Source organism: Aureliella helgolandensis, assembly GCF_007752135.1.
GTDB lineage: Bacteria > Planctomycetota > Planctomycetia > Pirellulales > Pirellulaceae > Aureliella > Aureliella helgolandensis.
Genome location: NZ_CP036298.1, coordinates 4,725,008 through 4,745,320 on the forward strand (window position 1 = coordinate 4,725,008; position 20,313 = coordinate 4,745,320).

The window sequence follows — 20,313 nt, forward strand, 5'->3', positions numbered from 1 at the left end:
AGTAGTCCGATCGCCCCACCAGGCATTGCGGTAATAAATATCGATTCATTAACGCAATTAAATCTCCAAACTGAAACTAAGTTGCTCTACGAATTCTTGGGGCAGATTGGGCCGGCAACCTGCATCGTCGTTTGGAATGAGCTTGGTAACCTCATCCTGCCCCATGACAATGCGGAACCATTGTTCGCGATCACGCATCACCCGAAACTGACGTTCATCTGACGCTCCGGATAGATACGGCAGGTATACATGGATCGAATGACGATTCTCTGCTTTGCAGCCAAGCCGATCGACTCGGCCCGTTCGTTGTTCGATTTGACTGGGATTCCATGCTAAATCGTGATGGATTACGTAGCGGCAGTATCGATGAAGGTCAACACCTTCTCCCATAACCTCACTGCATACCAGGATATCAGGAAAGAAGGGAGTGTTGAATGCGCGCATCAGACGAGTACGCTGGTCACGGTCGGTCAACCCTGTCGCTTCCTGCACATTGGCCAAAGTCATTGTGAATTCATCTTTCTCGTCCGCTTCATCGGCAGATAGAGCCCCATCGATTTTGATGCGAATCGCCCCTGTAGATGTGCGCTGGGCTGCGTCCAGAAACCCTGCTCGCTCGGCCGTCGAGCATCGATGGGCAAAGAAGTCAACGAACCCTTCAAACTTCCGTAGCCATGAGAATTTCGAGCCATCCTCATGATTGAGCATAATCTTTACTGCTTGTTGCGGGCTAATTGTGTCAAGCTGATGGATGGGAAAGGCACGGACCAAGGTCGTAGCAACCCGCATAAACCTACGCATGATTTCAACCAGTCCATCGCGATCCGACGCCGAGATTGCCATGCTGTGAACATGCTCAAACTTCGTATCAACAATCTGAGACAATGCTTCATCCAATGCACGACGCCCGATCGTCTTAGCGTCATCAAAATAGGTTCGCTGAATTCTGGAAACGAGTTCGTCAATGGTCTGATTCGTCTCACCAGTTTGTCCTGCTGCTGCAAACCGTCGCCGTGCAAGAGCGTAGCTTCGTTTCTCAACCTCCCTGCTAACGTGCAACCGAAGTGCTCGGACCGTCTGTCGGTAGAAAGCGAAGACTAGAACCTTCTCTCCTTGTTCCCAGAGATCGACAACTCGTTGTACAGTTGCCGCGATCTTCGGATGAGCCGCGCCGGTGGTCGCCAGCAACGCGTTATCGAACTCCTTGAGGTACCACGCAGAATGAGTTGTATCGTTAACAGGAGGCTTCGGTTCCACTCCCTCCTCTTCGTCACGTCCATGTTGGTTGTGTTCACGAGTATGTCTGAAGGCTTCGTACGACGAACACAATGCTTCTCCAAGTAACTCTTTACCTGGCGATGCCGCACTTCTGGCAGCGAGAAAGAACGGCAACAGCTGTTCGGAAGGAACCGCCAATCCTTCATCACACTCTTGGTCATCGGTGATCGCAGCTCCGCAAAACCGGATCCTGCGTTTCACGGTTACATTCGCCCAGTCATCTGTCTTGTTGTAGCGAATCAGCCAAGGCCGAAGTTGCTCTTGAGCCTTAACTCGTGAGTTGAGACATTTTTCAAAGGACTCACGCAAGGATCTTTGTCGTGGACTTAGCGACTCCAAGTCTTGAGACTGTATCGCCAGCCACCAATGATTGGGATCGGCATCAGGTGGCATGTCTGTCGGCCCGAGTCTCTGCCAGCTCTTCTGCAACTGGATCGCCGCTCGTTGGCTCTCAGTCAGGGAATGCTCAAGGATATCCAGCTTTTGGTGCAGAATCTCGGGCGACATGACTTCAGAACGTTTATCAAAATGTATATCTCCAAATCTTCGTAGCACGCGAATAAGCTCTTGATGTCCAAGCTGGAATGGAGTCGCTGTCAAGAATAACATGCGATCGAATGAACCGGAGAGAGCACCTTCACCTGACCTTAAGTCCTGATCCGAATCTGGCGATTGCAATTGTCGCGCCAGAGAGGTCGATGGATTTTTGAGATGATGAGCCTCGTCCAGGATCAGTAGTGGGGATCGCCAAGACGCTTGGGCTAGCAATACTCGCCAAGTGTTATCCTCTATATTCTTGAGCTCGTGGCGGACGGCCGTAATTCGAGCGGTCAAATTGCTGCTGGCTCGCAACGGCATCTGCTCTAACGACTTGGCAAGCGAGCGAAGATCAAGTTTGCCGCGTTCGAGTGCCTTGACGACAGCATTCGGCACAGGATCGTCCTTGAGATGGCGTTTCTCGTTAGCAACATTCCCGTTGAAGAGCTCTTTCCATTCTTTGGGGTCTGTGGATAGCAAACTGTACCAAAGGTCCTCCCCCCAGCTGCTGGCTGACTGCGTCCCTAAAGCTTGCAGTAATTCAGCCATGAACCGGTGGGCAACTTTTCGCACTTGCACAAGCGGAGACCTGCCACGAGCGTGCCGGCGAAAAGTCTCACGAACCAAGGCCAATCGAACCCATTTATCAGACTGACGCCTGGCCATCGCCCCCTGAGCAAGAAACACCATATGAGACCGTGTGCGAGCTGGATCATCGAGCAGCTTCAAAAAGTCGACGCTGGTCCGCGCGACTCCATAACGAAACGCGTTGGTGGCCCGTAGCTCCTTGGGCGTCCCCTGGTTGCAATCGACAGGTTTATGTCCATCCACATAGAGTTCACAGAATGTCTTCAGGTCATTCTCCCACTTGTCGATCAAATTGGGAGGAGCCATCACAACGACGGGGCCGCGTTTGCTCTGCAATCCGACACAATAGCCGACCGCCAAGGCAACAAATGTCTTTCCCATGCCGACCTCATCCGCCAGAACTACGCCGGGCTGGATGCTGAGACGTCTAAGGATCTCAATTGTCTCTCGGCGCTGGCGATCTTGATCTGACGCAGGTATATGTGCGTTTTGCTTGCACCCCAAGACGAGGCTTGATATGAGCTGAAAGGGATCTACTGCTGACATTGTCTGACAATCCTTCCCCAAAATGCAAGCAGCTCTTTTCCAAACTTGGATGTGTGGCTACGGATCGACTGGTTCAAATTGTTCACCAAGGTCTGAAGAAACGGTAGGTAGACTTCGTTAAACTGATCTGCGTTGAGCGACGCATCGTCTCCAACGTAGTTGACTTCTCGCAAAAGAATTGTGAAGTCAATCAGCGACAACAACGCTTCCTGCGAGTTCCCTGCACTATTGATTGCCTCGTTACACAAACGCTCGGCGAGTACCTTCACACCGATGAAGCCCTCCAACCGCCAGAGCAGGGCCCTCTGCGTGCGTACAGGGCGTTCTAAGTTATACTTCAGTCTCGCAAAAACCTGGGCACGGGTTCGTATTCGTCGAAGGAACGTATTCGCCAACGAATAATTCCTAAGTGGGTCCAAATCCACAGGATTGGCAGAGTCCAACTCTTCATCAAACCCACTGTCGACCATCACTTTCCCAGCCGCCCAGACTCTTAAGGCGGCCCCTGGATCTGATGCGGCAAGAATCATCAATATCTCATCGGACGACATGCTCTCAATTTCCGTTGGTGCCGGAAGATCGCTTGGGTTGTCGACATTGATGGGAAGAAATCCTTCAGTCCATGCCCCTTCACTCGAAACCCACCTCACGAGCAAACGTATTGGCGGCGACGAGTGGCGCCAAATCGCCTCAAACCTCGCCTCACAACCTGATGTTTGCCACTCGTCATTTGTTAGCGTAAACGAATCTTTCTCAGGGAGTGACAGGCAAATCCACTCGGCTGGAAGTGAGGCTGCATTGAATTCGATGATTAGCTTCGAGCAATCGCCGGTGTGAAAGGACGCGGAAACAAAACCCAAGGGGACGCTCGACGCTTCGGACCGCTCTTCCTCTTCCAGTTCCGAAACAGGGCCCTGAAGTAAGTCTTCACTGAGGTTGTCAACTACTTCCATCTCCGGCCATACCTGATCCAATTGTCTTACAAGCTTGGAATTATCGCCCAGCTTCACGATGGTAAGTAAGTTGAGTTCCGCATTGGAGACTCCCTTGATGCCCATGCCTGCTTTCGTAAAATTCGACGAGCCAATCATCAGAGCGGAGTAGCCGCCGGCGTCGTTGTTGCGACGCAGAGCCAGCATTTTCGCATGCCACGGGCGCTCATGACCTTCGACATCTGCATGAGGAAGAATTTCGAACTCAACCCGATCGACAAATTTCTTACTCGTATGTAACAAGCTCTTGGGTGCGGCTAAACGCGGCGATTCACTGCCTAATGGATCCAACGAAGGTACTGCAAAATAGATCGAACGTGTACGGCCTCTCGCCATTGCCTTGCAGAGTGCTTCGGTCGTCGCGTCGTTTTCACTTCCGACATCGAAGAACGGTGAAGCCGTCCAGATCTCCTCAGGTGCGCCAGCTTTGGAGCAGTCCTGCAACGTTTCCGCGAGCGAACTGCGGCTTGCTTCGCCGGTTCGAATGTTGCGAGGTAACGTCGCTACTAATGTTTGCCGGACCATGGGATCGCTAGGCAGACTCTTCCAGTCCGCAGTATGGGACGTCACTTGATTCAAGAACGCCAATGCCCGTTCCTTTTGAGGACTTCCATCGTCTCCACTGGGAACAAAGTCGTTAAGTGACTGAAGAAAACGAATCGCCTCGCGGACAATCGACCTCGCGATGCAATTGGGAAAGCTATCAACGGAGAGCGTGACTTCCTGGTTGCTGCGATATCCCTGGGCAGTCAGATTGGCCGAGCTCACAATGACACGGACACAAGTGTCCCAAGCAAGAAGGCTCAATTTGGCGTGCTGTTTTCCGTTGGGAATGCGAACCGGCAAAACGTCCCATCGCATTGAGTGCTCGACGCCGGACTGCGTGCGATCGACGAGAACGCCAGCATAAGCTCTTCCCAAGTTCGCTTCTCGTTCGAGCAAGTAGGCCAGCTCTTCGCGCTGTGGATCGGAGTCGATTTGCAGGAAACGAGCTAGACACTGCTCTTCAAACAAGCTTGGTTGAAACGTAAACGTCGTGGCTAGACAGCCAATCGCCTCGCCGGCATCCGCGGGAGGTCGCCATAGCTCTAGCATCGCCACTGCCGAATCGGCCTTCTTTCTCTTTGCCATAGCTACCGCAGATCCTTGTAAAAATTGCGGATAGGACGGCCCCGGTAGGCATGGACAAGCCGATCGGGCTGCGGTCCAGGAACGTTCTCGCGATACTGATGACGCAAGTAGATGCGGTCACCACCCAAGCGATCGAACCAAGTTCGTTTTCCAGAATCATTCTTTCCTTTTTGAATCGCTTCGTGGTGCTCACACAATGCGATCGAAACCTCCTCGACAGGCATTAGGCCAGAGAATCTCTGAAATCGCTCATCAAATTGACTCGCCAGGCCATTGTCAATAACTTGGAGCGAAGTGTAAGCCGCTTCGAACGCGTCTGTTAGGTTTGCGGCGGAGCTCTCAAAAGCTTGATCGCTCCCCAAGTCCGTGACTGTGAGTCCCCGTATATCAGCCTTTGCTGCTTCTGTTCGTATCACATTGAATCCATCGCTTAACTTCCTACAGAAAGCCTCGTAGAACGAGATCGCATCAAGCAATGGCAATAGACTTGGGGCTCGGTTCTTCAGTTCTTCGACCATCTTCTCTTCGCAATAGGATTCATCATCCATGCTCTCTTGAAGGCCCCAGATGTCCCCTAATGCGCCCAGTGCACGATGATCCGTATTCAAAAGCAATCGACTTAGAACCTTTCGTTCGCGTTTGCCGGCTCCATCGGGCTTCAATGATTGTGCGAGTTGTTCCCAGGCGTCGCCATTCCAGTAGGTGTGAGTGCGTGGCGGCTTCGCCTCCAAACTGCGTCGCACTCCAGTTCGCCATGCGTCGAGTACTGGGTTAGCGTCCCGTAAATTGGTCCAACCTTGATCATGCGCCCAAGCAAGCACGAGCTCTTCTGCGCCTGCCTGCGGTTTCATGTGAACGTCAACGAGTCCAAGATGGATTGCTAACCGTTTATAAACTCCGTGGAATCCGAAAATCCGAGGTGTCTTCAGATAGCTTTTATCATCAAGGTACTTGTGCGAGTTGAGCGCTCGTTTCGTTACAAGTGTGCCAGGCACGCCTCGCAACTCCGATGCAATGGTTGGTGATCTCAGCAACGATTCGACCACTAACCACTCCCAAACTAACCACGGTGCGCACGACTCCTCGACCGAGCTCGGTTCGAATTCTTCGGTAACGATTGCTCCGACCGCCATCGCCGTCAGAAACCGGATGCGTTGCATCCGCTCGCGTACTGCCGGCACTAACCGAGTGGCCAACTGATCCGCGATCAGGTACAGCCCCAATGGATCGAGTGCACCTTCGCTACTCGTCTCCGGATCAAAAGTCGTCAGGCTAGGTAGAACTACAGACATTTTTCCAGATCTCCTCCTGGTTTAATACCAGCCACGTTGGATAAGCACTGGTAGCTGGCAGGGATCACTCCCCCCTTGATTGCGAAGATACATGCACATTTTTCAGCCCGCGGTGTGTACCGTGGCCAGGCCTATCTCATAACCTAGCCAACGTCGACGGCGAATCGTTGCCCATGCTATCAAACGCCAGTAGACTTAGGTAGACTTTGGTGCTTTTACCATAGGAGGAATACTTACGAGTAAACCCTCGGGGTAAAAAAGGGTTGGGCATCGAAACGAGGAGCTGCGAACGGCAATGCATGCTCGATCTACTTTAGAGTCAAGACTGGCTTGAGAGCGAGCGACGTAGAACTATGCACTCAAACATCAAAGACTTAAATTCTGTGTGTAGCTATTGCAACCAAGATACTGGCCAACCGTTGTTGCCCAATCATTCATGACCGCGTCACTTTCCAAGCAATCACCATATTTCGGCGTCCTGACAAATCACGGTGGAGTTTTGGGGAGGCATGCTGCACTCGCTGAGGGAAATGCTTTTGATGGCGTAAATTCATCGCTGAAAAAAGTGTGATAATCGGCGAAACTGTTGGGCGGGTACTATGCCGCGCATGCAGGTATTTCTGTCCATCGATCGCACCTCGTTGGATAGCATTTCTAATGATGCGACAATAGCAACTTGGTAACCCGCACTATGTGTCAATGCGTCTAAGGCTCCAGTACCGACATGGTCCCTCTATCAATGTTTGATCGGCAGGGCAATTTGCAGCCCACTTGAGCCGGTGAGATCATTAACCAGTTGCAGCAACAGTTTGGATATCTCGCCTAGTAGAACTCCAAATAATCCGCAGAGTACTCGTAGCACATGTGAAATAGGACGGGCTACAACGTAACCGAGCGGATCCTCTGCTTCACCAAATTTGCCCCACCCCCAGGAATGGAATGATTGGTTGAACTGGCACTCTGAAAGGTAATCTAGAACATTGCAGGTTGCCGGCGTATTGAAGCCAGTCCATATGAGGGATATGCTCTAAAGCTTCGTACATCAAGTTCTATCTCAATTCGAAGCCTAGCATATGCCGGACGATCCCAGTCTATTTCCAACAGGGATTTCTAGACACCAGTTGGAATCGCTGAGTAGCTTTGCGGATTCTGCCCAAGGCGCTTCGGCAGGGCTATTGCTCTCTCAGGCCGAAGAGCACGCGAAAAACGCTGAAGTAGCGTATCTGCAGAATGCAATTGTGAATCGTCGGCTAGCCATCGCGATATTGGATTCGATTCAGGCCGTGTTGAGTCGATGGTCAGAATTGCCGGAAAGCTACAAGTATTGGCTAGGCGGAGCAATTCGATATTTTGTTAGCAGCAACGATGAAGAGCCAGATTTCAACTCTCCCATCGGATTTGAAGACGATGTTGAAGTACTGAATGCGTGCCTTCGCTTTGCCAGACTCAATGATCTGTGCCTGGCCGTGGAGGATTACGACGATGCCTAGAGTTGCAACTCCCACGCCAGGCATGCGGGTCCTTTGTCGTGATGCCGAATGGCTGGTTACTCGCGTCGACCCGTCCGATCAAAGTCACCAGAACTACGCCGTTCATTGCATTGGTGCGGATGATCTGGTTCGTGGCCACGAGGCAATCTTTCTGACTCAGTTGGACACGATTGAACCGGTTGATCCCCGAAAGACTCAATTGGTTCAGGACCAGTCCAGTGGTTATCGGATGGCGAAACTCTTCCTGGAGGCCCAGCTCCGGCAGATGCCCGCGACGGGCGTCAAGCCGGATTTGAGAGGCATGGGCGTCTTTAAGCCGATGCAGTTTCAAATCCAGACCGTGGAATGGGCTCTACAGCAACTTCGGCCTCGGCTATTGCTGGCCGATGCCGTCGGGCTTGGCAAGACGATTCAGGTCGGGATGGTGCTTTCGGAGTTGATGCGTCGTGGCCGGGCGAATCGCGTTTTGGTTCTCGCCAAGAAGTCGATGCTGACTCAGTTTCAGTCGGAACTCTGGAATCGCTTTGGATTTCCATTGGTGCGACTCGACTCTGCTGGAATCGCCAAACTGCGGCTGCGAATCCCGACCAACAAGAATCCGTTTGAAGTCTATCAACGTGTCATCATCAGTATCGACACGCTGAAGAACGTTGGCAGCTATCGACACTTTCTGGAAAACACACGTTGGGATTGTGTCGTCATCGATGAAGCCCATAACGTTGCTGGTGCCAGCGTTCCGGAACGGCACCTAGCGTACCGCCTGGCTCGATTGCTGTCACGTCGCACGGATTCGATGCTGCTGACTACCGCTACACCGCACAACGGGAAACGGGAAACATTTGGGCGGCTGATTTCATTGCTAGACCCGTCCGCGATCCCCGATCCGGATTTCAAGGAATACAACGCCGAAGACATCAGAGGCTTCTTCTTGATGCGATTCAAGGAGGATGTTCGAGAAGATGCAGGTGCCGATCTGACCGACCGCATGCTTGTGCCGATCGATCAGACGACCGTCGCTGCGTCCGAGGGCGAGGAGAAGGTCTACGCGATTCTGTCCGAATTGCGCGCCGAAGCGATGAAGAACAAGAGTGAAGAAGCCTGGAAGAACAACGTGCTGGTGCAATATGGCATCTACAAGCAGTTCCTCTCCAGCCCAGAATCATGTCGCAAGACGCTCCAGAAGCGAATTACCGCTGTTCAGGCCAAAGATCCAGAGAGCCCAGAACTTCCCTACCTCAACCGTATGGATTCGCAACTCGGCACGCTGAGTATCCGGGATTCGTCCAGGTATCAGCTTCTCAAACGACAGTTAGAAGCGATCGGTTGGGATGGCAAGGAAAACAGTCCCCGCGTACTAGTTTTTACGGAGTATCGCGAAACGCAAGATGCCCTGGCGGCGGCATTAGCCAAAGACTTCAAGATCAAATATTCGCCGAAGTTCGAGCAACAACCCAAACAGGTGCTGGCCACGATCAACGGCTCGTGCCCCGACATCCATCTGATGAAGACAGTTGAGGCATTTGGAACAGGTGCATCTGACGTCCGTATGCTGCTGGCAACGGATGTCGCTTCGGAAGGAGTCAATCTGCATCACCAGTGTCACAACATCATTCATTATGACTTGCCTTGGTCGATCATCACGCTGATTCAACGCAATGGTCGTATCGACCGCTTCGGGCAGACCGAGAGCCCGGTGCTGCGATATCTGCGAGTCAGCACGCGGGATGGAATGTTGAAGGGAGACGAGTCAATCTTCGAGCGACTGATCGAGAAGGTCGAGGAGATCAATCGTTCAACGCGCCAGGGTGAAACGGTCCTGAAACTGTACGACCCGGAAGCGGAAGAACGCTACATCGCCGAGGCGGGAATCCTGCAAGGCAATGTCGATGTGTTGGAGAAGCCTTCTTCGGAAGGTGAAGCGGAGTCGACCGAACTGGAATCTGTTTTGAGCCAAGCCAACCCAGCAGGACAAGAAGACTTTCTAAAATTCCTGCTGGGTGAAACCGAGGACGTTCCCACCGCGGATCCGGCAGCTGGTTCATCGAGTGAGCAGCATTCGCGACTGCGACTGTACGACGACAAGAAATTCCTGCTGGATGGCTATCGCTACTTGGCAGAACTCCATCAGGATTATGCGGCCATCGAAGAAAACGGAAAGTTGATGCTGCTCAACGCCCCCAAGGATCTGCGGCGTCGACTTGGTGCGCCCAATGACCGTGGTGATGTGGTTTTTGGGGCAACCGCTGTCCCCGTCGAATCCTGGCCCGAAGACAACCAGTTCCGCCTAACAGATGACCCGGATCGAGTGGAACTCGCAATCAAGTCCGCTCGAAACACCTCAGGCCATTGGTCCAGGGAACTACTCGCGACAGACCAACAACCGATTCTGCAGTGGATCACCGAGCGGCTGTTGATGTTGATGAAACGAGGCGAATGCCCTCACATCACGTCACGCAAGCTTGAGGAGGGTGAGCTCTGTTTCTGCTTTATCGGCCAAATCAGCTCCCGCGCCGGAGCTCCGTTGGTGGTGGATGCCCATGCGATTTCATTCCGTAAGGGGGGCGGGTTTGAGCACCGGTCGCTTCGCGATGCGTTGGACGCGGCCGGATTTGACAGCCTTATTAACCAAGGCAACACGGGCGACATCAAGGCAATCCAGGGGCCACTGATCGAAGCAGCCGTGGAATCCAGTCTCGAACATATGCGTAAACTTGGTAGGCAACACGTCAATAGCTTGTTGCCCTTCCTACGACGCGAGAATCGCAGGCTACGTAACTGGAAAAACCGCCGCCAGGAGTTGCTCGAATCTCGCATTGATAAACTGCCACCGAATCATCGCAAGACAAAGATGTATCGCAAAGACCTAGAAGAGATGGACGCCTATTTGCGGGACCGAGAAGACAACTGGCAAGATACCTACTTCACGGCATCGACGGAACCTTCGACGCAGTTGGTCCTGGTGATTGAAGGAGTCAAATGATGGCCAACCAGGATTTAACGCTGCCGCAGGATTACAGCCAATTCATCGAGACGCTCAGCCATCGCGTCGCCACGGCTCACGTTTCGGCCAGCCGGGCAGTGAATCGCGAGCTCGTTAGTCTGTACTGGGACATTGGAAAGCAGATCGTTTGCAAGCAGAACGAGGCCGGATGGGGCAACAAAGTGGTTGAGCAAATCGCCCTGGATCTGCGTGCGAGATTCCCCGACAGGCAGGGCTTTTCACGATCGAATATTTTCTACATGCGATCGTTCTATCTTGCTTACTCGCAGGGACTTACAAATGTCCAACAGGCTGTTGGACAATTACCAGGGGCTCCTCCAACCGAAAAAGTCGCGCGACCTGCGCGACGTTTGGGCGGCGAACCACAACCATCAATAGTCCCACAGCCTGTGGGACAAGTTCCCGAATCGCTGGCAATTGTCCCGTGGGGGCACAACATCCTACTGGTGGAAAAGCTCGACACCGTCGAATCCCGGCTCTGGTACGCTCAGCAAATCACCCTCAACGGCTGGTCGCGAGCCGTCCTGGCTCACCAGATTGAGTCGGATCTCTTCGGACGTCAGGGCGCCGCAATCACCAACTTTCAGCAAACCCTGCCGGCTCCTCAGTCCGACCTGGCTCGTGAGCTGATCAAAGATCCGTATCACTTCGGTTTCCTTGGTATCGCACACGATATAAGTGAACGTCAGCTGGAAGCCAGCCTGCTGAAGAAACTCACTGACTTTCTATTGGAACTTGGCAAAGGCTTTGCGTTCGTCGGTCGTCAGTACCATCTCAATGTTGGCGAGCAGGATTTCTATCTGGATCTGCTTTTCTACCACCTCGATCTGCGCTGCTTTGTTGTGATCGATCTTAAAGTTGAATCCTTCAAACCGGAATTCGCCGGAAAAATGTCGTTCTATCTTTCTGCGGTGGACGAACAACTGGCCAAAGAAGGTGACCAGCCGTCCATCGGCCTGATCCTCTGCAAAGAACACAATCACATCATTGTGGAATACACGTTACGACATCTGGAAAAGCCCCTGGGTGTCGCGTCTTACCAATTACTGCCGACAGACGTTCAGTCAAAACTCCCGAGCCCTCAGGAATTGCAGAATCAGCTCGAAACTGCACTGGACGAAGCAGCATCCACAGAAAGTGAGGATGCGTAGCCCATGCCCTTAGATACCTGCATCACGAACGTTGGCGAATACTATTCGTCGCACTATCTGGACAGCACCTTTGCCAAGGACGTCAAGGAACTGGTGGCGAAGTGGAGTGAGTTGGGCTCGGATGCTCCGCCACGTCGGTTTCAGAACCTGTCGCAGTATTACTTCCGTGCCAAGACCCAGGTACTGGATGAAGAAGAGCCCATCCGGCGACAGTTTGCCGGTGACGAAGCTCGCGGCTGGCACTCGCAACTGCTGCACTCGTTGGGATACACCGAACTCGAACCGCTGGATCATCCCACAGAGGGCGGTGACACGTTTGTGCCGACGCTGGGGCGAGTCAACCGCTACAACAAGCCGTGGCTGGTGGTTTGCGAAACGCACTTTTGCCTTCCTGAAGGCAGTCTGAAAGAAGGGATGCCCAGCGAAGATCCGCTCGGCATGCAGCCCTACAAGGATCAACTGAAGAATCAGGCCGACCACAAGCTGTGTGAAGGCGACTGGAGCCGTTGCGTTGGACGCATCTTTACGGAAGAAGATGCACCTCGCTGGATTCTGATGCTGGCCGGTAGTCAGGTCTTGCTGCTCGATCGCAACACGTTTGCTCAGGGTCGATTCCTGGCCTTTGATCTGGACGATGCGTTCGGTCGCAAAGAGAAAGACACCTTCAACCACATCGCGGCATTCCTGTCCGCAGATACGCTTTGTCCGGATGGCGAATCGGACGAAGTGCTGCTGGACAAGCTGGAAGAACAAAGCCACCGGTTTGCTCATGGTGTGACGGAGAGTTTGCAGTTCGCGGTCCGTGAGGCGATTGAGTTATTGGTCAACGAGTGGGCTCGTGACCGAACCGAGCGAGAGAAGCGTCCGCTCTTGAAACTCGCGAAAGACGAATTGAAACGGTCGGGGCAGAATTTCTCCCTCAACCTGCCAGAGCTCGACGACCGCACGTATGAAATCACGGCTGAGCATCTGCGTCGCGAGGCACTGACGTTCGTTTATCGGCTGTTGTTTTGTTTCTACGCGGAAGCCCGCGGTGGTGAGCTGGAGATCCTGCCGGTCGACGACAACATTTTTCGGCTAGGTTACAGCCTGGAGTCGTTGCGTGATCTGGAGCTGGTGCCGCTGACCGATGCGACGAGTGAGGGGACGTACTTTCACCAGCATTTGAAGTCGCTGTTCAGCATCATTCACGGCGGTTTCCGTCCGAACGACGACTCCAACAAGGCCGAACAGTCTCGCTTGCTGTTCAACGGCGAAACTGTGCGAGCGTTTGAAGTTCGTCCTCTGACGGCCACACTGTTTTCGCCTGATGCGACACCGCTGCTCAACCGGGCGGAGTTGTCCAATGGGTGTTTGCAGCAGGTAATTCGCAAGCTATCGCTCAGTACCGACAAGAATTCAAGAACCATCGGTCGCGTGAATTACGCCGAATTGGGCATCAACCAGTTGGGCGCCGTCTACGAAGGCTTGCTGTCTTACAAGGGGATGTTCGCGGACCAGGAGTTAATCCACGTCAAACCGGCCAGCAAAGACTTTGGCGACAAAAAGACACCGACGTGGTTTGTCCCGAAGGATCGGCTGGAAGAATTCAAGAAGGACGAAGTCGAACGTCTCGAAGACGGTAAGCCGCGGATTTACCGCAAAGGCGAATTCATCCTGCATCTCAACGGGATCGATCGCGAACAATCGGCGTCGTACTACACGCCGGAAGTTCTAACTAAATGTCTGGTCGAGGAAGCCTTGCGGGAGCTGCTGAAGGATTACACGCCCGATGATGCCGACAAGATCTTGCAACTGAAGATCTGCGAACCGGCGATGGGCAGCGGCGCGTTCCTGAACGAAGCCGCCGAGCAACTGGCGACTCGTTACCTGGAACTGAAGCAGAAGCAGCTCCAAGAAAAGTACCCGTCTGGCGAAGTTCCGCTCAGCGATTTGCGAATGGGGATGTCCCTTGCGTTGTTAAAACTGTTGGTGGTCTCGCTGGCTAAAGGGTACTGGAAAAGGTCTTTAGGATCAAACAGGTGGTGGAACTAAAGTGATGGGGCCCGTGCCGTCGCCGGAGCCGTAGGCGACGGCACGGGCCCCGACGGCGGCTTTGTTGGTGTAGCCGCGTGTTCTCTCGCTAGGGCGGCAATCAGCTTAGGTAGTTCCTTGTGGCCGCTGATTCGATGGAACCCCTTTTCGGCCTCAAGCAGTGCGTAGGACAGCCAGCGACTCGCCTGATCCGTGTCGGCTCGGAATCGTGTTACACGCCCCAAGCGGCGACGCGTGTTCAGGAAGGAGTTCTCAATCGCGTTGGTACTTAGCAGTGAACGATGGAGCGTGTTTGGCACTTCGAGTCGGTGAAGGGCTAGCAGGTCCTCACCGGCCTCATGAAGGCTCTTAAACGCTTCGGCATTGAGAGGCTCAAGGAATGCCTCTAGCTCGCCGACGACCTCTTGTGCGGCGGTATAACCCTGCACGCTACGGAGTCGTCTAAACAGCCGAGCGAGTTCACCCGTATGACGCTTCGATAGCTTGCCACGAATGTTGCGTTCCTTGTGAACTAAGCAGCGTTGGATGACCGAGTCGGGGAAGTGCTCCTTGACCGCTTTGCGAAGCACATCGCTGCCATCCAGGACTGCCAGTAAGCGCTGCGAGCAAGTAAAGCCGCGACGGGCCAAGCGAGCAAGCAATTCATTGGATACAACTGCATTTTCACTACTGCCCAGCGCAAAGTCGAGCACATGCTTGCAGCCTTCAGAATCAATACCGAGAGCAACCACTGCCGTCTGGTCTGAGCTTAGCCGGATACCATCGAGCATCAGAATGCACCACGTATGCCCCGACAGATCACGGCTGCGTAGCTCGTCGATCAATCGTGTTCCCGCCTCTTGCCATAGACGCGAGACGCTCGAGCGGCTTACGCCTGGCGACTTCGGCTTCACCACAGACATCTGACGAGTGCTTACCCCAGACATCAACGCTTGAATTACAGCCTTCTCCAGCTGCTCAGGATCGTTGGCGGCAGCGTAGCTGATCAGCTCCACTTCGCGGCTTCCCCCCGCCTCCTGACGCTCGCGAACTCGCGGACGCGTCACCGACTCCCGTTCACCTTCGACCAAGATGCGTCCCGCGGCGCTACCAGCTCGATAGGTCCGACAATCGCTCGGGGCGTGCTTTGGGCCGCACAGTTCAGCCACTTCGGCAGCCATTACCTCACAGGCCATCTTCACGATCGAGCCCCGTAAGAATTCGCGAAACACTTCGCCAACTTCAGCGTTCGAAACTTGCCCAAGCTCGCGCAACAAACTAGATTCAGTCATGGTGGTCTCCCCGTCGGCGGTAACCGACGTAAATTGGAAAATGCAGAAGGCAATATATTGCCTTCTGGGAGACCACCTTTCAACTTTTAACAACGATTCGGACGCTTCCTTGCGAATTCGGCATGCCGACGCAGCGAAGCTGGCGGCTTCGGCAACCGTTGTGGAAACGGAAGTGGTCTCCGTAGTCGGCGCAGTGCCAGAGTTGGTATACAGCGGCGGCTCATCAGCAACGATGCTGGTGGCGGAAAAGTCGCTCGACTGGGAGACCGGCACGGTTCCTACCACGATCGAGCCTGCTCGCTTCGGTGATGAACTGAGGCGAGTAAAGCATTACATCGCCACTAATAACATCTACGGCGTCGACTTGAATGAAACGGCGGTCGAGTTGGGACAGCTTTCGCTATGGCTGGGCAGTATTCACCGACTGCTCGTGAAGGAAGGGGAGAACGGTGGTCGCGATATCTATCAATCGGGAGCAACGCCCTGGTTCGGCCTGCGGCTTCGTTGTGGGAATAGTCTGATCGGAGCTCGTCGGGCGGTGTGGACGACGGAACAGCTTCGTCGAGGCGAACATGCCTGGGCTTCGGCACATATCCAGCAGGTGCAGTCGGACATCGAGCAACTCCGTGAACACACGACGCCAGAAGAGTTCGCCAAGTTTCGCAAGCAGTCGCTTGATCTGGTCACCAAGATCAAATGGGACGAGCTGGCAGAGGGTGCCGACGAGTGCCGAGCCCAAGTCGTGCGGTTTTGCGAGTGTGCGAGGGAGCGAAGCACAGCTGGCCTGAGCAAAGATGAAAAAAAGCTGTACGAAAAGCGGCAGACGATCTGGAAATGGGTCAGCAACCAGAAGGACCAGGACGAGTTACTGGCGTTGTTTGACTTGCTGCATGAAGGACGCATGCGTCAGGTCGAGCGGATCTCGTTTGACATCTTCCTGACGCTGGATGAGCAGCACAGCGAATTCAAAGCCGGACTGCCGCGGCTCTTGAAGCCAGGCGAGTCACGGAGCAACACCGAGATTTTCCACTTCCTAGTCTTTGACCCAGAGATGGTACCGACCCGCAGCGACAAGCTGATGAAGTCGTTCTGGAAGGACGACTGCGACAACGCTGGGGAATGGGTCAAGAAGCAGGTTTCTCCCAAGTGGTCGAAGGAGCCACTCAACGAAGCGATCGCCATCTGTGACCTGATTGACCAGCACTGGCAGACGTATGGTCAGCAGCGTGCGGAAGCTCTGGATGCCACGGCCTGCACTGCCACCGTTTGGCCGGTCCCCGCAAACAGCTCCGAAGCGGTCAAGCCAAGCCCGTCGCTTGCCGAGCAGGAGCGGGTTTGTCGAGAGCTCGAATCAACCTCCGGCAGCTTTCAGCGTCTGCGTCTGGTGATGGATACCTGGTGCAGCCTGTGGTTCTGGCCGCTCGATCGTGTTGGCGACTTACCCTCTCGCGATGCGTTTTTGGCCTCAGCCCGGTTGTTGTTATCCGGCGATCCGCCCAATGCGGCGTGGACAGGAATCCTCAGTACCAAGCTGGGGTTTGAGATTGATGTGCTGTTGCAGGCCGCACCGGAAGGCGAGGTGCCCGATACCGAGCTACTGGCTGGTGGAGTGCCGTGGTTTGGAGTCGCAGAAACGATTCGCGGTGAACAAAACTTTCATCATTGGGAGCTGGCGTTTGTCGAGGTGTTGGGAGAAGAGACGAATGAAGGTGGGTTTGATTTGATCGTGGGGAACCCCCCGTGGATTAGGGTTAGCTGGGCGGACGCTAATGTCCTTTCCGAACTCGAACCGTTACTCGGCGTCAGAGACAATCGTAGCGCTGAGTACGGACGCAAAAGAAATGAACTCATTAAGGTGAAAGCCTCACGTACGTTTTACTTTAATGCATATCAAGAACAGGAAGGGGTTGGTGCGTGTCTAAATTCTTGTCGGCTATATCCCGATTTGGCTAGGATTCAAACGAACCTTTACAAGAATTTCATCGTGCGGTCGTGGACAATCCTTTCACGACAAGGCATCGCAGGCCTCTTGCATCCAGAAGGCCCTTACGACGATGCAAAAGGAGGTGGCTTTCGCAGAGCCATCTATCCGCGCCTCCTTGCACACTACCATCACAAGAATGAGCTTCAATTATTTCATGACGTGGACCACCACACTGATTACAGCATCAACATCTACGGTTCGACGAAGCCGACCGTTTCGTTTGCTCATATTGCGAATCTGTTTCATCCAACAACTATCGCGAAATCGCACAACCATGCTGACATTGATGCTCCAATACCGGGAATCAAAACCGACGAGAATAATTGGAATACTCAACCGCATTCAAAAAGGATAATACTCGTCGGACTTTCAGAGTTGGCGATGTTCGCGTTGCTTCTGGAAGACGAATCCGCGAATCCAATGGAAGCTCGCCTACCTCAGATCCATGCGCAGCCAATTATTGAAGTTGTGCGAAAAATCACGAGGTCGAAGCGACGGCTCAACGACGAGAAGGCGAACTACTATTCAACGGTAATGTTCGATGAAACGTATTCTCAACGAGATGGCGTCCTGACGCGAATGGACACTCCAAGTTTTCAAGGTAACGACCCGTCGGAATGGGTGCTAAGCGGCCCTCATTTCTTCGTTGCAACACCGTTCAACAGATCGGCACGAACAAAATGCACACATAACAATGCCTACGATGACGTAGATTTGACGGCCATTGAGGAAAAATTCATTCCTCGCGCCGTGTACCGCCCGGGCGATTCCAGCGAATCGAAGTCGTCATTCGAGGCAAAGATTCCGACATGGCCAAATTCGGAACCAATCACAGATCGTTACCGTTACGTAAACCGTCGGCGCGTTAGCATTTCAACTGAGCGGTCCCTGATCAGTGCAATCGCTCCGCGTGGGAGCACGCACATCCATCCCGTGCTTTCGCTGACGTTCATAGACAACGGACTCTTAACCCTCTTTGCCGGCACTACGGCAAGCGTACTTGTCGACTTCCTGTTGCGAGTGACAGGCAAGTCTGACCTTTACGAATCAACATTGGGCGGTTTTCCGATTCCGCAAGAGCCATTTGCCAGCGCCATATCGTGTCGCGCTCTTCGGCTGAATTGTGTTTCGCTCGCGTATAAAGAACTGTGGAACGAATCAGTTATTCTTGAACGAGATAATTGGACTTCAACGGACAACCGACTTGTCCACGAATACGAACTCCCTTGGAGTGAGCTGAACCCGTCCGAGTGGACTTGGAAAACGCCGCTGCGGAGTGACTTTGCGCGTCGTCAGGCACTGTTGGAAATCGACGTGCTGGTGGCGATGGGGCTGGGGCTGACACTCGACGAGCTGCTGACGATCTACCGAGTCCAGTTTCCCGTGATGCGGATGTATGAACTGGCCGACGAGTTCGACGCCTGTGGCCGCCGCCTCCCCAACACTGTCCGAAAAAACCAGGGCGGCACCCAGTTCCGCACCGCACGCAACGAAGCCCTCGAAAAGTACCCCGAGGCCTACAAAACCCGCCCCGCCGAAGACGCTCTCAGCCCTGATTTGCCCTTCGCCGACGAAATCGGCGACGCCCCACCGCTGGAAGTCAGCTGGGAAATCGACGACGGCCTGCAAACCGTCACCAAAACCTTCTACCCACCCTTCACCAAAGTCGACCGCGAAGCCGACTACGCCCGAGCGTGGGAAGAGTTTGAACGACGATATCCAAAGGAATCGAAATGAACAAAGCATACGGTGGCGTTGACATCGGTAAGCATGCCTCATTCGCTTGCCGCATTGACTTGGAACATCTCACCATCAGCTACCCGGAACGATCCCTGGGCGTGAACCAAATATTGGATTGGTTTACTTCCAATCCTGTCACTGGAATCTGCATTGATGGACCACCGCAACCCAATCAAGGGCGACTGGCCGAACGACTTCCTCAAGATACGCGTTACAACACGCAGCGACGCGTGGCCGAATTCGCTTTGAGAATCTACGGCTGTTATGGAACCCCGGATGAGGTTCCTGACTTCGATTCAAATCAAGGTTGGATGGCAAGCTCCATGCACCTGTTTAACTCTCTGAAAGATCATTTCGATTGGAACATTGATCTGGGGGATGGTCGTGGAGAGCTGAGCGAGACGCACCCAACCTATGCTTTCAAAGCGCTGTTGGGATGCGACGAGGGGAATACTCATGGAGACGTTACACAATGGATTGTCGACCCAAATAACCAACTTGCCCCGAAACGCCCAAGAAATGCAGGAGGTCATGCACAGCGTATTGAGCTGCTCAATCAATCATTCGACCAGCTGAGTTTTCCATTGAATGAAACAATTCAGGCCTGGCTGGAGGCAAGTATCGACCATGTCGATGCGAGCTTGTGCGCATTGATGGCCCTCTGGAAAGGGGAGGCCATGAATGGACTGATGCCAGTTGGAGACTCTGCTGAGGGAGCCATCTACATTCCCACTGGTATCGATATTTTTAATGTGACTCAACCTCCTGACCGGGGTGAAGGATTACCGCCAGTTGGCCGACCTCCTTGCCAGCGCGCTGAAGGTGATGAACTGCTGCCACCAAACGCAATCATTTTACGACTCGGAAACAATGGTCCGGGAGGTCTGACCCAGGAGGAGACGATTGCCCTGACGCAGGAGGCTGTTGCAGAAGGTGACAACTGGCTACCCGTTGGTACCGGGCACAGTTTTAATCTCTGTCAGAATTTGCAGCAAATCGGACACATTCTCTATCTCGCGTTCGGAGACACCTTACGCTTGAGAGCCGTCACGAGCGGGTGTCATCGTCAAGCTGAGCCCACGTTGGCGTATCCTGGAGAATTTAATCCCTGGCCTGTCAACGAAACGTACGGCTGGGTGGAGATTACGGAAGTAACGGAAGTTGAAGTCAATCATTTCCAAACGCGACAAAGCGGAAACTGGAAACAAGGCTTTTCACAACGGGGTGGAAATCTCCTCTTCGCACGTGTTCCCCAACATGGTGAGGAACAGAGATAGC

General features: G+C 53.6%; 10 protein-coding genes. 6 read left to right on the plus strand and 4 right to left on the minus strand.

Going from position 1 to position 20,313, the window contains the following annotated elements; genetic code table 11:
* Positions 1–57: 57 nt before the first annotated feature.
* From Q31a_RS16585 to Q31a_RS16595, 3 genes are read right to left on the minus strand one after another with little or no spacing between them, the layout of a single operon-like run.
* Complete coding sequence (locus tag Q31a_RS16585; RefSeq protein WP_145080178.1) at positions 58–2,949, minus strand: helicase-related protein; 2,892 nt, start codon at positions 2,947–2,949, stop codon at positions 58–60.
* Positions 2,937–5,072: a hypothetical protein gene (locus tag Q31a_RS16590; RefSeq protein WP_145080181.1), complete on the minus strand. Its 2,136-nt coding sequence runs from the start codon at positions 5,070–5,072 to the stop codon at positions 2,937–2,939. The genes Q31a_RS16585 and Q31a_RS16590 overlap by 13 nt, the downstream gene beginning before the upstream one ends.
* Positions 5,073–5,074: 2 nt before the next feature.
* On the minus strand, positions 5,075–6,364 hold the full coding sequence (locus Q31a_RS16595) for a hypothetical protein (RefSeq protein ID WP_145080184.1): 1,290 nt from the start codon (positions 6,362–6,364) through the stop codon (positions 5,075–5,077).
* Between the two features lie 1,073 nt (positions 6,365–7,437).
* Between Q31a_RS16595 and Q31a_RS16600 the strand changes: the two genes are divergently transcribed.
* From Q31a_RS16600 to Q31a_RS16615, 4 genes are read left to right on the plus strand one after another with little or no spacing between them, the layout of a single operon-like run.
* A complete protein-coding gene (locus tag Q31a_RS16600) occupies positions 7,438–7,854 on the plus strand; it encodes a hypothetical protein (RefSeq protein ID WP_145080189.1) in 417 nt (138 codons plus the stop codon).
* Entirely contained in the window at positions 7,847–10,834 is a 2,988-nt protein-coding gene (locus tag Q31a_RS16605) for a DEAD/DEAH box helicase (RefSeq protein WP_197355333.1), read from the plus strand. The genes Q31a_RS16600 and Q31a_RS16605 overlap by 8 nt, the downstream gene beginning before the upstream one ends.
* Positions 10,831–12,006, plus strand: a complete 1,176-nt coding sequence (locus tag Q31a_RS16610; RefSeq protein WP_197355334.1) for a PDDEXK nuclease domain-containing protein — start codon at positions 10,831–10,833, stop codon at positions 12,004–12,006. Before Q31a_RS16605 ends, Q31a_RS16610 begins: the two co-directional genes overlap by 4 nt.
* 3 nt (positions 12,007–12,009) lie before the next feature.
* Complete coding sequence (locus tag Q31a_RS16615) at positions 12,010–14,040, plus strand: DNA methyltransferase family protein (RefSeq protein ID WP_145080192.1); 2,031 nt, start codon at positions 12,010–12,012, stop codon at positions 14,038–14,040.
* Here Q31a_RS16615 and Q31a_RS16620 read toward each other — a convergent pair.
* Positions 14,037–15,404 (minus strand): IS256 family transposase, encoded by a 1,368-nt coding sequence (locus Q31a_RS16620; protein WP_449224065.1) that lies wholly within the window; start codon positions 15,402–15,404, stop codon positions 14,037–14,039. The genes Q31a_RS16615 and Q31a_RS16620 overlap by 4 nt on opposite strands.
* Here Q31a_RS16620 and Q31a_RS16625 point away from each other — a divergent pair.
* Both Q31a_RS16625 and Q31a_RS16630 read left to right on the plus strand, forming a co-directional pair.
* Positions 15,352–19,032, plus strand: coding sequence for a hypothetical protein (locus tag Q31a_RS16625; protein WP_145080195.1), 3,681 nt, complete (start codon positions 15,352–15,354; stop codon positions 19,030–19,032). The two genes, Q31a_RS16620 and Q31a_RS16625, sit on opposite strands and share 53 nt — an antisense overlap.
* Complete coding sequence (locus Q31a_RS16630; protein ID WP_145080199.1) at positions 19,029–20,312, plus strand: DUF429 domain-containing protein; 1,284 nt, start codon at positions 19,029–19,031, stop codon at positions 20,310–20,312. The genes Q31a_RS16625 and Q31a_RS16630 overlap by 4 nt, the downstream gene beginning before the upstream one ends.
* The last annotated feature ends 1 nt before the right edge of the window (position 20,313 follow it).

Bases quoted from the DNA above. Each gene is read 5' to 3' on its own strand.
- Q31a_RS16585 (WP_145080178.1), bottom strand. From the start codon at position 2,949: ATGTCAGCAGTAGATCCCTTTCAGCTCATATCAAGCCTCGTCTTGGGG.
- Q31a_RS16590 (WP_145080181.1), bottom strand. From the start codon at position 5,072: ATGGCAAAGAGAAAGAAGGCCGATTCGGCAGTGGCGATGCTAGAGCTA.
- Q31a_RS16595 (WP_145080184.1), bottom strand. From the start codon at position 6,364: ATGTCTGTAGTTCTACCTAGCCTGACGACTTTTGATCCGGAGACGAGT.
- Q31a_RS16600 (WP_145080189.1), top strand. From the start codon at position 7,438: ATGCCGGACGATCCCAGTCTATTTCCAACAGGGATTTCTAGACACCAG.
- Q31a_RS16605 (WP_197355333.1), top strand. From the start codon at position 7,847: ATGCCTAGAGTTGCAACTCCCACGCCAGGCATGCGGGTCCTTTGTCGT.
- Q31a_RS16610 (WP_197355334.1), top strand. From the start codon at position 10,831: ATGATGGCCAACCAGGATTTAACGCTGCCGCAGGATTACAGCCAATTC.
- Q31a_RS16615 (WP_145080192.1), top strand. From the start codon at position 12,010: ATGCCCTTAGATACCTGCATCACGAACGTTGGCGAATACTATTCGTCG.
- Q31a_RS16625 (WP_145080195.1), top strand. From the start codon at position 15,352: ATGCAGAAGGCAATATATTGCCTTCTGGGAGACCACCTTTCAACTTTT.
- Q31a_RS16630 (WP_145080199.1), top strand. From the start codon at position 19,029: ATGAACAAAGCATACGGTGGCGTTGACATCGGTAAGCATGCCTCATTC.